The sequence below is a fragment of the Bradyrhizobium sp. cir1 genome, assembly GCF_014198245.1.
Taxonomy (GTDB): Bacteria; Pseudomonadota; Alphaproteobacteria; order Rhizobiales; family Xanthobacteraceae; genus Bradyrhizobium.
In genome coordinates, this window is the sequence record NZ_JACIHE010000014.1 from 150,491 (window position 1) to 164,684 (window position 14,194).

Genomic DNA, 14,194 nt, shown 5'->3' on the forward strand with positions numbered 1-14,194 from the left:
AAATGGGAGAAACCATGTCACGCATTGCGATAGCTTCGATCACCGCGTTGTTGATCGCCGGCCACGCCCGCGCCGCCGAGCCCATCGCCCTGCGCGACATGGGTTCGTTCCATGTCGGTGGACGTCTGGTCGAAATCTCCGGCAAGCCGGTGAAGGAGGTCATGTTCACGCCGGGCGGCGTGCCTGCCAAGGTCGATCCCAACGGCACCTATCAAGTCGAGCAGATGTATGTGCAATATTTCCTGCCGGCCAACGAGAAGGGGGCCTATCCGCTGCTGATGTGGCACGGCGGCGGACTGACCGGCGTCACCTACGAGACCACCCCGGACGGTCGCGAAGGCTGGCTGAACTATTTCTTGCGCAGGGGGTGGGCAGTCTACAATTCCGACGCGGTGGAGCGCGGACGCGCAGGCTGGGCGCAATACCCTGATATCTTCAAGAGCGAGCCGCTCTTCCTCACCATAGCCAATCCGTTTGAGCGTTTCCGCATTGGCGATGGGCCGAACTCCTACGATCCCGATCCCGCCAAGCGGAAGGTGCTGCCGGGCAATCAGTTTCCGGTCGAGGGCTACGAGAACTTCGTCAAGCAGAACGTCCCGCGCTGGACCACGACGGATGATGCGACCGTCGCCGCCTATATCGCCGAGATCGATCGCGTCGGTCCGTCGGTGATCCTGTTCCACAGCCAGGCCGGCAGCTTCGGCTTCAAGGTGGCGCAAGCCCGGCCCGACAAGGTCAAGGCTCTGATTGCGATCGAGCCGGCCGGCATCGGGGATCCCGCCAAGGCGGATGTGCTGAAGAACATCCCGACCCTCATCATCTATGGCGACTATATCGAGCGCGATTCGCGCTGGCCCAAGATCCGCGCCAACGGCGTCGCCTTCGCGGACGCCATCAAGGCGGCCGGCGGCAGCGTCGATATCGTCGACCTCCCGCAGGCCGGCATCAAGGGCAATTCGCATATGGTGATGATGGACAAGAACAATCTCGAGGTCGCGGGCCTGATCCAGAAATGGCTCGAGGCAAAGGGCCTGACGAAGTAAAGCCATGCACGGAACCCGAATCCTCGACGAGGCCGACCGTCTGATGACGGTCTGCAATTCCTGCCGCTACTGCGAGGGTCTTTGCGCGGTATTTCCCGCCATGGAGATGCGGCGAGCCTTCTCCGACGGCGACCTCAACTATCTCGCCAATCTCTGCCATTCGTGTGGCGCCTGCTACGTCGATTGCCAATTCTCGCCGCCGCACGAGTTCAACGTCAACGTCCCGCAGACGCTGGCGGTCGCGCGCGCCGAGTCCTATGCGGCCTATGCCTGGCCGCAGGCGCTGTCCGGCGCCTTCGCGCGCAACGGCCTCGTCATCAGCATCGCCGCCGCACTCAGCATGGCGGCGTTCATCTTCGGCTTTGCAGTGCTCAACGACCGCAGCGTGCTGTTCGGCGTCCATACCGGGCCCGGCGCGTTCTACAAGTTGATGCCGCACAATGCGATGGCCGCGCTGTTCAGCGCTGCCTTCCTCTACGCCATCCTGGCCCTTATCATGAGCGTGCGAGCCTTCTGGCGCGACATCGGCGTACCCATTGGCGGCCGCGCCGACGGCGGCTCGATGTTCCAGGCGATCCGCGATGCCGGCGAGCTGCGCTATCTCCATGGCGGCGGCGTCGGCTGCTACAACGAGGACGACCGGCCGACCGACCGGCGCAAGCTGTATCACCACCTGACTTTCTACGGCTTCCTGCTGTGCTTTGCCGCGACCTCGGTCGCGACGCTCTATCACTATCTGCTGGCGCGCGAGGCGCCGTATCCGGTGTGGGATCTGCCCGTCGTGCTGGGCACGCTGGGCGGCATCGGCCTCATCGCTGGAACGGTCGGGCTGTTTGTCGCGAAGCTGCGCAGGGCGCCGGAACTGCTTGACGAGAACCGCTACGGCATGGACGTCGGCTTCATCGCCATGCTGTTCCTGACCGGGCTCACCGGCATGCTGCTGCTGGTGCTGCGCGAGACTGCCGCGATGGGACCGCTGCTCGCATTGCATCTCGGCGCCGTGTTTGCGCTGTTCATCACCATGCCCTACGGCAAGTTCGTGCACGGCCTTTATCGTTTCGCCGCGCTGGTGCGTTACGCGCAGGAGCGACGCAGCGAAGCTGGGACTTGAGAGGGCACGAGCCGACCTATGTCTTGGCGGCTCGCGCCCCGCGTCGCGTCGATCTCGCACATCTCGTTTACGCCACCTCGCGCTCCGGCGAGGATGCCTGCTCGCGGGCCATCGTCGTTGCCGTGACATAGTCGGTCTTGCCGGTGCCGAGCAGCGGCACCTTGTCGACCACCATGATCGTTGCGGGCACGGTCAGCTCGGATGCGCCGATCGTCTTGGCCTGGCTCTGCATCGCACTGCGCTCGGCATTTTTCTCCGTCGTCAGCAGCACGATGCGCTCGCCCTTGCGCTGGTCAGGGATCGACACCGCGACCGAAGCGGCCTGCGGCCACAGCGCCGTCGCGATGGCTTCGACCGCCGACAGCGAGACCATTTCGCCCGCGATCTTGGCAAAGCGCTTGGCGCGGCCCTTGATGGTGATGAAGCCCGCGGAGTCGATCGCCACGATGTCGCCAGTGTCGTGCCAGCCTTCGGGAAGCTTTTCCAGCACGCCGGGATTTTCGGCCCGCAAGTAGCCGAGCATCACGTTCGGCCCGCGCACCGAGAGGCGCCCGCCTTCTTCGATGCCAGGGACCGGATCGAGGCGGCTTTCCATCAGCGGCGACAGGCGGCCCACGGTGCCGGGACGGTTGGCCATCGGCGTGTTCATCGCCAGCACCGGCGCGGTCTCGGTGACGCCGTAGCCTTCGAGAATGCGGATGCCATAGCGCTCCATGAACACCTGCCTCGTGCGGTCCTTGACCGCCTCGGCGCCGGCGATCACGAGGCGCAGAGTGCGGAAGTCGTAGGCGTGCGCCGAGCGGGCGTAGCCGGTGAGGAACGTGTCGGTGCCGAACAGGATGGTGGCGCCGGTCTGGTAGATCAGCTCCGGCACGATCCGGTAGTGCAGCGGGGAGGGGTACATGTAGATCGGAATGCCCGCGAGCATCGGCATCATCATTCCGCCGGTCAGCCCGAAGGAGTGGAACACCGGCAGCACATTGAACACCTTGTCATTGGCGTTGGCATCGACCCGCGCCAGCGCCTGCGCCGCGTTGGCGAGGATGTTGCGGTGGGACAGCACCACGCCCTTCGGCGTGCCTTCCGAGCCCGAGGTGAACAGCACGACGGCCGGATCGCTGGCCTGGCGCGATACGCGCGGCGTGGTGCCCGCGAGCAAGCCCTTGATCTTGTCGGCCAGAGCGATCGAGGCGCGGACGTCCTCGAGATAGACGACGCGCGCCTCTGCGGAGATCGCGGCCATCAGCTTGTCGAGCTTGCCCTTCTCGATGAAGGCCTTCGAGGTCAGCACGGTCTTGACCTGCGCGGCCTTCATGGCGGCGAGGACATTGACCGGGCCGGCCGAGAAGTTGAGCATCGCCGGCACGCGGCCGATGTTCTGCAGGGCCATGAAGACGACGGCGACGCCCGCAGAGTTCGGCAGCAGCACGCCGACATTCTCGCCGGCGGAGGTGCCGTCTTCCAGCTTCCGGCTCAGGACCTGCGCGCCGAGGATCAGCTTGCGATAGGTCAGCTTGGTGCCGAGCGCGTCCTCGATGATGACCTTGCCGGTGTCGCGGTCGCGATAGGCGTGCCCAAGCGCCTCGAACAGCGAGTGATCGAGCATGGCGTTCTTCACCAGGGCGTCGATCATCACGTCCTGGAGCGCGGCGCCGGCGGCATTGCGGCGCGCCTTGCCCTTGAGCGATTCATCGACCCGAAGCTTGATGGGCGGCAGGATCGTGACCGTCACGCGCGGAAACCAGGAACGCTTGATCTGACTGGAGTTGAGATAGCTGAGATGCGAGCGCTGCGCGCCTTCGATGCGAACCGGCACGACCACGGCGTCGGCCTTGTCCGCGATCATCGCGGTGCCGTCATAGACCTTCATCAGCGAGCCGGAGACCGTGATGCGTCCTTCCGGAAAGATCACCACAGGCTCGCCGGCGGCGACGAGCTTGATCAGATCGCGTGCGGCCAGCGGCTTGGTCGGGTCCATGGTGTAATGCTTGACCACGCGCAGGAACGGCTTGGCCCACCAGGCCTTGGCAATGCCGGTATCGACCGCGAAGCTCGCGTCGATCGGCAGCACCGCGTGCAGCAGCGGGCCGTCGATCAGGCTGACATGGTTGGGCGCGATCAGCATGCGCGTGCCCGGAGGCGGAAGGTTCTCGAGCCCGCGGATCTCGGTGCGGAACAGGGCGCGGAACAGCAGTCCGCCGAAATCGCGCACACCTTCCTTGCCCCATTTCGTCAGCACGAACCACACCGCGCCGAAGCTCGCGACGCCGAGGCCGAAGAAGATCCAGCCGACGTGCAGCCCGCCCGCCTGCAGCAGCGCGACGAACAGCGACCCAACCACCATGAAGGCAGCCTGCAGCACGTTGCCGGCAGCGATGATGCGGGCGCGCTCGGAGGGGACCGACCAGGCCTGGACCGCGGCGAAGGACGGGACGACGAACAAGCCGCCGCCGAATGCGAAGGCGACGAAGTCGATCAGCATGCGCAGGCCTGCGAACGAGGTGGCGAAGTCGCCTGCGGTGATCTGGTGACCTTTGGCGGTGACGGCGATGGCGACGGCGAGATCGAGGCCGGCAAGCCCCATGATAATGGCGCCGATCGGCACCAGCGCGAGGTTGGGGCGAACGTGGCTCAGGCTTGCGGCAAACAGCGAGCCGATGGCGATGCCGATCGCGAAGATCGCAAGGCACAGCGTCACCACGCCCTCGGTGCCGCCGACCACCTCCTTGACCAGCGCCGGCAGCAGCGACAGCACGATGGCGCCGACCAGCCAGAACCAGGAGACGATCACGGTGCCGTCCCACAGCCGGTGGTCGGCGTAGAGCGTCTTCAACAGGCTGAGCGTCGAGGTCCAGGGATTGGCATCGACGGGCAGATCGGGTGCCGAGGGCGTTGTCTGCGGAATGCGGGAAGCGAAAGCCCAGGACAGCAGGGCCAGCACGACGACGGCCGAGGCGACCCCACCCATATGCGCGGAGCCGGCGACGAACTGGCCGCCCGCGACGGTGCCGAGCAGAATGGCCATGAAGGTCGCGCCTTCGACCAGCGCGTTGCCGGTCGCGAGCTCGCCGAGCTCGAGCTGGTCCGGCAGCATAGCGTATTTCACGGGGCCGAACAGGGCGGCGATGGTGCCGAACAGCGCGAGCGCTGCGAACAGCAGCGGCACCGAATGCAGGAAGAAGCCGGCGGCGGCAAAGGCAGCGGCAAAAATCTCGGCGAATTTGAGCCGCCGCGCGACGACGGACTTGACGTATTTGTCGGCGAGCTGGCCGCCGAGCCCGGACAGGATGAAATAGGGGAAGATGAAGACGGCGCCTGCCACCGTCACCAGCGCATCGCCATGGCCGGTTGCGGCACTGTAAAGCAGGATGATGACGAGTGCGTTCTTGAGCACGTTGTCATTGAGCGCCGAAAAGAATTGCGCCCAGAACAGCGGCGCGAAGCGGCGTGACGACATCAATTCCCTGATCATGACTAGTCCTGTTTTGGCAAGGCAGCCTGAGGTTGTTGCTTTGGCGGTGAAAGTGTCACGACCGGAAGGGCATGGGACGAACGATTGCAGAGTGACTGTTGTCGCCGGTCTGCTCTGTCCCCTTGGTCCCTCTGATCCTGTTGGTCTCCAAATGGTCTCGTTAGGTTCGCAAATTTCCTGACGCGGCCACGTCGGCTTTGGGCGGAAGGACCGCACTGACCCGGATAAGCGACGGGCCATGAGCAAGAACTGAACCGCATCGGTAAGGCCCGCGACATCGGCTGCGAATGTCGGCGAATGGTAAGTCCTTCATTGCGGCTTTTCCCTGTATTCGAACCGTTTCGCGGCTCGCGTCTCAGGTGAGATGGGCGAGGTGGCGAAACGGCGAGAAGCGACCAAGCAGGCTGAATCTGCGGCCTTCGCGACGGACGCGGCCACGGTTGGCCCGCCACATCCGGAAGGTCGCGCGCCGCTCGGCGAGCACACCGGCAATGTCGCAGGCATTGGCGATGCGATCGATCGGCGCCATCGCGAGCTTGAGGGCAGCCCGGCCGAGGCCGGTCACGAGGGCTGCGGCGTCATCGACGAAGGTGGCAGCGATATCAACAGCGAGGGTTTGCATTTTGCTGGTCTCCAGGTTAAATTGAACAATGTTCACATTGGTAGCCTGAAAATGAACAATGTTCAAGAAGAATCGCTGCGGGACCAGAAAAAAAATCGGCGCCGGCTCCAGATCCTGGAGATCGCCCGCAGCATTATTGCAGCTAAGGGATTGAGATCACTCAAGGTTCGGGACGTCGCGGAGGCTGCCGGCTGCTCGGTCGGCAGCGTCTATAACGAGTTCGGCGATTTCGACGGCGTGATCCTGACCGTCAACCGGGAGACCGTTCAGGCGCTCACGGCGCGGCTGCGCGGGGTTCCGGACAAGGATCCCGTTCGCCAACTCTACGGGCTTGCCGAGACCTATCTCGAATTCTTTGCCGAGCACGCCAATCTGCTGCGGTCACTGTTCGAGCACCGGATGGAGGACGATCGACCCTATCCGGACGACATCCTTCAGATGGTGATGGACGCCTTCGCGCTGATGCATCCGCCCCTGGTGCGGGTGCTACCGGATGCGGACGACGTGAAGATCGCGCTGCTGTCGCGCACCCTGTTCTCCGCGGTGCACGGCATCATCTCGCTCGGCCTCGAGGAGCGCATGGTGGCCGTGCCGCCCCAGATGCTGCGCCAGCAGGTCGAGCAGTTTCTCGACGCCCATCTTGCCGGTCTCGGAATTCTGCCCCGGAGGTGAGGGGCCTGCAGCGTCACGCGCGCGCGACTTCGCGCGGCCGTGTCGCAACGAGAACGACATCGGGCCGCACGTTGTCGACCTGAACCCGGTTGCGCCCCTTCTCCTTCGCGCGATAGCAGGCGGCATCCGCGCGCCGCATCGCCTCCTCGAGCGTGGTGTCGCGCTCGGCGATGCAGGTGACGCCGACGCTGGCAGTGATCGCGAAGCAGCGGTCGCCCCAGGCGAAGTTGAACAGCTCGAGCGACCGCCGCAGCCGTTCGGCGATATCGACGGTGTTCGACGGCGAGCACTGCGGCAGGATCAGGCCGAACTCGTCGCCGCCGAGCCGGGCCACCAGATCATGCGGCCGCCGGTCCTGTTGCAGGAGGCTGGAGACCTGGCAGAGCAGGCGGTCGCCCGCAAGATGGCCGCAGCTGTCGTTGACGTTCTTGAACTGGTCGAGGTCGAGCAGGATCAGTCCCAGCGGACCCGCCGCGACATTGTCCAGCTCGCCTTGCAGGCGCGCCTCGAAGGCGCGGCGGTTGGAAAGGCCCGTCAGCCAGTCGTGCGATGCCTGCCACGCGAGGCGCTCCTTTTCGGAATGCAGGGCGTCTTCGAAGGCCTGTCGTTGCAGCACCAGTCGTCGCGTGTGCCAGATCAGGAGCAGGATCAGAGTCGCGGCGGTCGCGATGTTGATGCAGGTGAGCGTCAGCTTGATGGCGCGGGAGCCTTCGCCGAGCACAGTGGAGAAGCGCTTGGCATGCACCGTGAATTGGGTGTTGAGCTCCGAGAGCCGTGCCGACAGGAATTGCAGGCGGCCGCTATCCTGAATAGGGCCCTTCGCCAGCTCGGACCGGATGACCTCGCCGAAGACGCTCAGCTCCAGCAGCATGGGATCGGTGGCGGCCCACTCGCGGATCGCTTCCTGGAGGAAGCTGACGCCGCTGAAGTAGCGAAACAGCCAGATCAACCCCGGAACGTCGTCAGGATGGTTGCCGCCTTGCAGGAAGCCGATGCGGGCGGCCTCGATGTCGACCGGATCGCGCTCGAGCGCCCAGCGTGCGAACTCGTCGCCGATGGGAACGGCGAGCGAGGCCTGATATTGCGCGAACTGGCTCTTCTCGCCCGAATGCAGATAGAGATTGAGGAAATAGACCGCGTTCTTCTGCGAGCGCGACCAGACCGCTTCGCCTGCGACATAGGCGCGGACCGATGACATCACCTCGAGGCTGAATCCCGCAATCGTCGCCTGGAGCGCGACGACCATCACGAAAGGCGAGACGAGCTTGATGACGTGAAGGAAGCTGCGTCCCTTCGTCGACGACGCTGTTCTGCGAAACACCCTGCGTTCCCCAAATCGATCAACGACCCCGGCGGAGCGTTGCCTGCAACGCCAAGTAGAGGAGATGGTTGCTTAACTCGACCTGAAAAGTGCGGGGGACTACATGCCAGGGTGAAGGCGTCGTGAAGCGGATGCTTCAAATACGGACGAAGCGGAACTGGCGCGGTATCGGCGAACCAATGCCGCGCATTTGTCGTCTGCGATTTACCCGATCGAGAGAATTGCTAGACCAGCACCGGCTTGCGTACGCGGCCCGCGTCGCCGAACACGCGCAGGTAACGCTCGATCTCCGATGGCAGGCCGGTCGCCTTTTCCGGATTGTCGGAAAGCTTGACGGCGGGACGGCCGTCCACCGACGACACCTTGCAGACCAGCGAGATCGGGTCGAGATTGAACGAGCCGTCCGGCGTGCAGCCGACGAAGTCGTTGGTGAGGTTGGTGCCCCAGCCGAACGACAGCCGCACCCGGCCGGTGAAATGGTGATAGGTGTCCTCGATCGAGCCGACGTCCATCGCGTCGGAGAAGACGAGCAGCTTGTCCCTGGGGTTGCGGCCCTTCTTCTCCCACCAGGCGATGATCTCCTCGCCGGCCTGGATCGGCGGCGCGCTGTCGGGGCGGAAGCCGGTCCAGTCGGCGACCCATTCCGGCGCATCGCGCAGGAAAGCCTTGGTGCCGAACGCATCGGGCAGTGCGATCAGGAGGTTGCCGCCATAGGTCTGGCGCCACTGGTCGAGGATGCGATAGGGCGCCCAGCGCAACTCCTCGTCGTCCTTGGCAAGCGCGGCCGCGACCATCGGCAGCTCATGGGCGTTGGTGCCGATCGCTTCGAGATCGTTGTCCATCGCGAGTAGCACATTGGACGTGCCGATGAAGGAGGGGCCCAGGCCTTCCTTCACCGCCTCAACGCACCAGCGCTGCCAGAGGAAGCCGTGGCGGCGGCGGGTGCCGAAGTCGGAGAGCCGCAGGTTCTCCAGCTTGCGCAGCCGTTCGACCTTGGTCCACAGCTTGGCCTTGGCGCGGGCGTAGAGAACGTCGAGCTCGAAGCGGCCGCGGCCCTTGATCGCCGCGCGCGAGCGCAGCTCGTTCAGGATCGCGAGCGCCGGAATCTCCCACATCGAGGTGTGGGTCCACGGCCCGTGGAAGTGCAATTCGTACTGGCCGTCGACCTTGCGCAACTCGTACTCGGGAAGGCGGAATTCGGCGAGCCAGCGGATGAAATCCGCCGAGAACATGTGGGTCTTGCCGTAGAAGGTGTTACCGGCCAGCCAGATCAGCTCTTTCTTGGTGAAGCGGATGGTGCGGGCGTGGTCGAGCTGGGCGCGCAGCTCGCCCTCGTCGATGATCTCGGCGAGCCGCACATGGCGCGAGCGGTTGATGACCGAGAAGGTCACCCGTTGATCCGGGTAATCTTCCCGAATCATCTGCAACATCAATAGCTTGTAGAAGTCGGTATCAAGCAGGCTGCGGATGATGGGATCCAGCCGCCAGCTGTGATTGTAGGTCCGGCTCGCAATGTCGGTCACTGTCATAGGGCAATTCTAGCGTGGCGGCCCCCGCGCAACCAGTGGGTTTGGCGAGGGGCTGGCCACCGCGAATTTGGAGCCGGAGCTCAGTCTCCGGCTGCCGTCGTCGCGACGGTCTCGAGCTGGCTTCGAATCCAGCGATGGGCCGGGTCCTTCTGGTAGCGCTGGTGCCAGACCATGAACATCGGCAGTTCGGCCAGCGTCCGTGTGCGCGACGCCAATGGAATCCGCGTTTGCGCGAAGCCGCCCATCACACCGGACGCGAGCAGGCTCGGCATGCTTGCGAGCATCTGCGAGCCGCGCAGGAACGAGGGCACGCCCGAGAAGCTCGGCACGGAGATGGCGATGTCGCGGTGGAAGCCGTTGGCGGCGAGGCGACGGTCGAAGTCGAGCCGCTCATTGTCGGTATAGACGACGGTGATATGGCGCGCCGCGAGATAGGCGCTGCGGCCGCTGGGCGCCGCGCGTGCCTTGGGATCGTAGTAGCAGACGTAGTGATCGCTGAGCAGCCGCTTCTGCACGATGTCGACGCCGGACGGCGGCAGCGGCGTGATCATGAGATCGCAGCGGTTCTCGCGCAGCATGGCGGGCGAGGGGGATTGCGAGGGGATGACGCGCAGGTTCAGGCTCTTCACCTGGCCAGCGACATGATCGAAGAAGCGCGGCAGCAACAAGTCTCGCTGGAAGTCGTTGGCGGCGATCGTCAGCGAGAGTTGGGCTTGCGCCGGCACGAAGCTGATACCGCCGGCAAAGCTGCGCATCTCGTCGATCAGCGCGCGCGCTTTCGTGGCCAGCGCCTGCGCGTGCGCGGTGGCGACGATGCCGCGGCCGGATTTGGCGAACAGCGGGTCACCGGCGATCCGCCGCAGCTTGTTCAGTCCGTGGCTGACCGCGGATTGCGTCAGGCCGAGGCGGGTTGCCGCCGCCGTCACCGAACCTTCCTCCAGCACCGCGAGGAACAGCTCGAGGGCGTGGCCGTCGAGGGCCAAATGATCGATTTCTTTCATGGAATTCATTATAATCGATCCATTTATCTTGAGAATAGATCGTCCCATGATCTCCCGATAAAGCCGCGCGCCCGGACCGGGCGCCCCAGGGAGAGACAACGCCGATGAATGCCCAGGCGCCAGCCTTGCGCGATCCCCGCCTCAACCGCCCCGAGCCGTTCACGCCGCCGCTCGGCGATGGCGGCTTCTTCCAGCGCGACCGCTCCATCCATCCGCCGGCGCATGCGCCCGGCTACAAATCCTCGGTGCTGCGCTCGCCGCGCCAGTCACTGCTGTCGCTGGAGAATTCGGTCTCGGAGATCACCGGGCCGGTGTTCGGCCACAACGATCTCGGTCCGCTCGACAATGACCTGATCCGCAACTACGCCAAGGACGGCGATCCCGTCGGCGAACGCATCATCGTCCACGGCCGCGTGCTGGACGAGACCGGCCGGGGCGTGCCGAACACGCTGGTCGAGTTCTGGCAGGCCAATGCCGGCGGTCGCTACCGGCACAAGAAGGATACGTATCTGGCGCCGATCGACCCGAACTTCGGCGGCTGCGGCCGCGCGCTGACCGACGACACCGGCTACTACTATTTCCGCACCGTGAAGCCGGGGCCCTATCCCTGGCGCAACTACGTCAACAGCTGGCGCCCCGCCCACATCCACTTCTCGGTGTTCGGCTCGGGCTTTGCGCAGCGCCTGATCACGCAGATGTATTTCGAGGGCGATCCCCTGATCCCGGTCTGCCCGATCCTGACCACGATTCCGGACAAGGATGCGCTCGACCGCCTGGTCGCGCCGCTCGACCTCAACGCCTCGACGCCGTTCGACTCGCTCGCCTATCGCTTCGACATCGTCCTGCGCGGCCAGCGCTCCACCTATTTCGAAAATCGTACCGCGGGGAACTGAACTCCATGCCGCAGCCGCTCAACTATCTCAAGGAAACCGCTTCGCAGACCGCCGGACCCTACGTCCATATCGGCCTGATCCCGGCCATGGCCGGCTTCGACATCTTCGAGAAGAACTTCTCCAACGTGCTGGTGACGCCGAACACCAAAGGCGAACGCATCACGCTGGAGGGCAGGGTGCTCGACGGCACCGGCACGCCGCTGCGCGACGTGCTGCTCGAGATCTGGCAGGCCAATGCGGCCGGCCGCTACAACCATCCGGCGGATCGCTCGGCCGGTGCGCTGGAGGAAGAGTTTCGCGGCTGGGGCCGCGCCGGCTCCGACTTCGACAGCGGCCTCGTCACCTTCGAGACCATCAAGCCCGGCGCGATCACCGACAAGACGGGGCGCAAATGCGCGCCGCACGTCAATGTCTGGATCGTCGCACGCGGCATCAATATCGGTCTCAACACGCGGCTCTATTTCTCGAACGAAGAGGCCGCCAATGCCTCCGATCCCGTGCTCAACCTGATCGAGCAGCCGGTGCGCCGCAAGACGTTGATCGCAACGCGCGGCGAGCGCGCCGGCAAGGTGGTGTATTCCTTCACGATCAATTTGCAGGGGCCGGAGGAGACGGTATTCTTCGACGTCTGAGTGTCCGGCGTTCGTCGCGCGCGGTCACTCGACCCGGTCGTCGCGTTTGAGCGTTCCGCGCGCGAGGAATTGCGGCGGCTGCCGCACCTCGCGCGATCCCGCGCGCTCGATCGGATCGCGCCCCACCTTTTGTTTCAGTTCCGCCAAATCGATGAATACGTCCGCCTGCCGGCGCAGGTCGTCGGCGATCATGGGTGGCTGAGTGGAAAGTGTGGAGACGACCGTGACGCGGACACCGCGGCGTTGCAGGGATTCCACCAGCGAACGAAAATCCCCATCGCCCGAGAACAACACGATCTGATCGACATGATCGGCGAGCTCCATCGCATTCACGGCGAGCTCGACATCCATGCTGCCCTTCACCTTGCGGCGGCCGGTGGTAGCGTCGACGAACTCCTTGGTGAGCTTGGTGACGACGGTGTACCCGTTATAGTCGAGCCAATCGATCAACGGACGAATTGACGAGAACTCCTGATCCTCGATGACGGTCGTGTAGTAGAAGGCGCGCAACAGCGTGCCTCGGCTTTGAAATTCGCTGAGCAGGCGCCTGTAATCGATGTCGAAGCCGAGCGCCTTGGAGGTGGCATAGAGATTGGAGCCATCGATAAAGAGTGCGATCTTCCCAATTGAAGACATTTTGCACAAATCTCCAGTTCCGCACGAAGCCAGCCTGTTCGGCCGTAGGGCACCGTGTGTCGGCGAGAAACACTGAAAGGCGCCGATGGCTCACTGAAAAAGCGGCGCAGACGACCGGACAGGGAGGCCGTCTTGCGCCCAGGTCAGGGAGGGTTCCATGCCACCAGCGCCAGGGCGCCGAATGCAGCCACGCTAGTGCGAGCGCATTCCCTGCTCAATTGTACTGAGGTAAGGGGCCTCTATCCAAAGGATAGCGCGCCATATACGAAGGTAAGTGGATCGTGTCGGCAACCAACGCGAATGCCGCGTGGCCTTCGACAATCAGCGCGCGTGGTCTTTCGTCCGATGGGTCAGCCTTCGCCGTCATGAAGCTGCGCGCGAAAGGCGCGCGGCGACAGTCCTGTGGCGGCCGCATAGACCCGGCTGAAATAGGCGGGGTCCTCGAAGCCGAGCGCGTAGGCGATCGTCGAGACCGGCAGGTTGGTGTAGACGAGGTTGCGCCGCGCTTCGCGGATCAGCCGGTTGAGGATCAGGTGCGAGGCGGTGTCGCCGGTCGCCGCCCGTGTCACGCGGTTGAGATGGGTCGGCGTGATCGACAGCGCGCCTGCGTAATCCGCAACGCTCCAGCGCTCCAGATGGTGCTGTTCGAGCAGCGCCTCAAAGCGGCGGAACAGGCCGCTTTCCGCCGTGCCGTTGCCGCCGCTCCCGCTGGTGAGCGCACGGGCGACGAGGCCGATCATGGCCGACGACAACGCGCGCAGCACATGGGCGCGGCCGTAGTCCCGCCCAGCGTGCTCGGCGAAGATCTGCTTCATGGTGGTCCGGATCTGCGGCGTGCCGCGCACCACGCCCGATTGCGACAAGACTCCGCGCAGGCCTTCGGCGGCGAGCAGCGCCTCGTCCAGGATCTCGGCGGCGATGGTCAATACCCAGCCCTGGGTCTCCGGCTCGAAGCGGAAGCCGTGGACGTGTCCGACCGGCACGTTGACGATCTGCATCGGTTTTAACGGCACCACGCGCCCGTCGAGCGTCGCCTCGCCGCCGCCGCGCTCGATCAGCAGCACCTGGTGCAGCCGGGCATGGCGGTGCACGGCCAGCGTCCAGTCATGCAGCACCGAGCGGGACGCAATGGTCTCGCAATGCACGACGTCGGGCAGATCGCCTGACTCGCCGAACAGATTGTAGACCCGGATCGCCGGGGCAGGGGCGGTGCTTCTCATGTTCGAATAGTACAAGACAATGGCGAAACCCTCCATCGGTTT

General features: G+C 64.7%; 11 protein-coding genes. 5 read left to right on the plus strand and 6 right to left on the minus strand.

Annotated elements, in window-relative coordinates; genetic code table 11:
• The first annotated feature begins 14 nt into the window (after positions 1 to 14).
• Positions 15 to 1,043 (plus strand): esterase, encoded by a 1,029-nt coding sequence (locus GGD63_RS25880; RefSeq protein ID WP_183245977.1) that lies wholly within the window; start codon positions 15 to 17, stop codon positions 1,041 to 1,043.
• 4 nt (positions 1,044 to 1,047) lie between these two features.
• A complete protein-coding gene (tcuB, locus tag GGD63_RS25885) occupies positions 1,048 to 2,154 on the plus strand; it encodes a tricarballylate utilization 4Fe-4S protein TcuB (protein WP_183245978.1) in 1,107 nt (368 codons plus the stop codon).
• A gap of 67 nt (positions 2,155 to 2,221) precedes the next feature.
• Here the strand turns inward: tcuB and GGD63_RS25890 are convergent, their stop codons facing one another.
• Positions 2,222 to 5,626 (minus strand): acyl-[ACP]--phospholipid O-acyltransferase, encoded by a 3,405-nt coding sequence (locus GGD63_RS25890; protein WP_183245979.1) that lies wholly within the window; start codon positions 5,624 to 5,626, stop codon positions 2,222 to 2,224.
• A 673-nt stretch (positions 5,627 to 6,299) separates the two neighbouring features.
• On the opposite strand from GGD63_RS25890, the gene GGD63_RS25895 reads away from it, so the two are divergent.
• Complete coding sequence (locus GGD63_RS25895) at positions 6,300 to 6,920, plus strand: TetR/AcrR family transcriptional regulator (RefSeq protein WP_183246045.1); 621 nt, start codon at positions 6,300 to 6,302, stop codon at positions 6,918 to 6,920.
• 13 nt (positions 6,921 to 6,933) lie between these two features.
• Here the strand turns inward: GGD63_RS25895 and GGD63_RS25900 are convergent, their stop codons facing one another.
• From GGD63_RS25900 to GGD63_RS25910, 3 genes are all read right to left on the minus strand, one after another.
• A complete protein-coding gene (locus GGD63_RS25900) occupies positions 6,934 to 8,241 on the minus strand; it encodes a GGDEF domain-containing protein (RefSeq protein WP_183245980.1) in 1,308 nt (435 codons plus the stop codon).
• 224 nt (positions 8,242 to 8,465) lie between these two features.
• Positions 8,466 to 9,770 (minus strand): nicotinate phosphoribosyltransferase, encoded by a 1,305-nt coding sequence (pncB, locus tag GGD63_RS25905; RefSeq protein ID WP_183245981.1) that lies wholly within the window; start codon positions 9,768 to 9,770, stop codon positions 8,466 to 8,468.
• A gap of 80 nt (positions 9,771 to 9,850) precedes the next feature.
• Positions 9,851 to 10,780: a LysR family transcriptional regulator gene (locus GGD63_RS25910; RefSeq protein ID WP_183245982.1), complete on the minus strand. Its 930-nt coding sequence runs from the start codon at positions 10,778 to 10,780 to the stop codon at positions 9,851 to 9,853.
• 95 nt (positions 10,781 to 10,875) lie between these two features.
• Here GGD63_RS25910 and pcaH point away from each other — a divergent pair, with 95 nt between their 5' ends.
• A complete protein-coding gene (gene pcaH, locus GGD63_RS25915; protein ID WP_183245983.1) occupies positions 10,876 to 11,664 on the plus strand; it encodes a protocatechuate 3,4-dioxygenase subunit beta in 789 nt (262 codons plus the stop codon).
• Between the two features lie 5 nt (positions 11,665 to 11,669).
• Positions 11,670 to 12,296 carry a protocatechuate 3,4-dioxygenase subunit alpha gene (gene pcaG / locus GGD63_RS25920; protein ID WP_183245984.1) on the plus strand — a complete coding sequence of 209 codons (627 nt, stop codon included), beginning with the start codon at positions 11,670 to 11,672 and terminating at the stop codon, positions 12,294 to 12,296.
• Between the two features lie 24 nt (positions 12,297 to 12,320).
• Here the strand turns inward: pcaG and GGD63_RS25925 are convergent, their stop codons facing one another.
• Positions 12,321 to 12,932, minus strand: coding sequence for an NYN domain-containing protein (locus tag GGD63_RS25925; RefSeq protein WP_183245985.1), 612 nt, complete (start codon positions 12,930 to 12,932; stop codon positions 12,321 to 12,323).
• A 350-nt stretch (positions 12,933 to 13,282) separates the two neighbouring features.
• Positions 13,283 to 14,188: a helix-turn-helix domain-containing protein gene (locus tag GGD63_RS25930; protein ID WP_183245986.1), complete on the minus strand. Its 906-nt coding sequence runs from the start codon at positions 14,186 to 14,188 to the stop codon at positions 13,283 to 13,285.
• Positions 14,189 to 14,194: the final 6 nt, after the last annotated feature.

Coding starts and splice junctions, on each gene's coding strand:
- tcuB (WP_183245978.1), top strand. CDS start 1,048: ATGCACGGAACCCGAATCCTCGACGAGGCCGACCGTCTGATGACGGTC.
- GGD63_RS25910 (WP_183245982.1), bottom strand. CDS start 10,780: ATGAATTCCATGAAAGAAATCGATCATTTGGCCCTCGACGGCCACGCC.
- GGD63_RS25930 (WP_183245986.1), bottom strand. CDS start 14,188: ATGGAGGGTTTCGCCATTGTCTTGTACTATTCGAACATGAGAAGCACC.
- GGD63_RS25880 (WP_183245977.1), top strand. CDS start 15: ATGTCACGCATTGCGATAGCTTCGATCACCGCGTTGTTGATCGCCGGC.
- GGD63_RS25890 (WP_183245979.1), bottom strand. CDS start 5,626: ATGATCAGGGAATTGATGTCGTCACGCCGCTTCGCGCCGCTGTTCTGG.
- GGD63_RS25895 (WP_183246045.1), top strand. CDS start 6,300: ATGAACAATGTTCAAGAAGAATCGCTGCGGGACCAGAAAAAAAATCGG.
- GGD63_RS25925 (WP_183245985.1), bottom strand. CDS start 12,932: ATGTCTTCAATTGGGAAGATCGCACTCTTTATCGATGGCTCCAATCTC.
- pcaG (WP_183245984.1), top strand. CDS start 11,670: ATGCCGCAGCCGCTCAACTATCTCAAGGAAACCGCTTCGCAGACCGCC.
- pcaH (WP_183245983.1), top strand. CDS start 10,876: ATGAATGCCCAGGCGCCAGCCTTGCGCGATCCCCGCCTCAACCGCCCC.
- pncB (WP_183245981.1), bottom strand. CDS start 9,770: ATGACAGTGACCGACATTGCGAGCCGGACCTACAATCACAGCTGGCGG.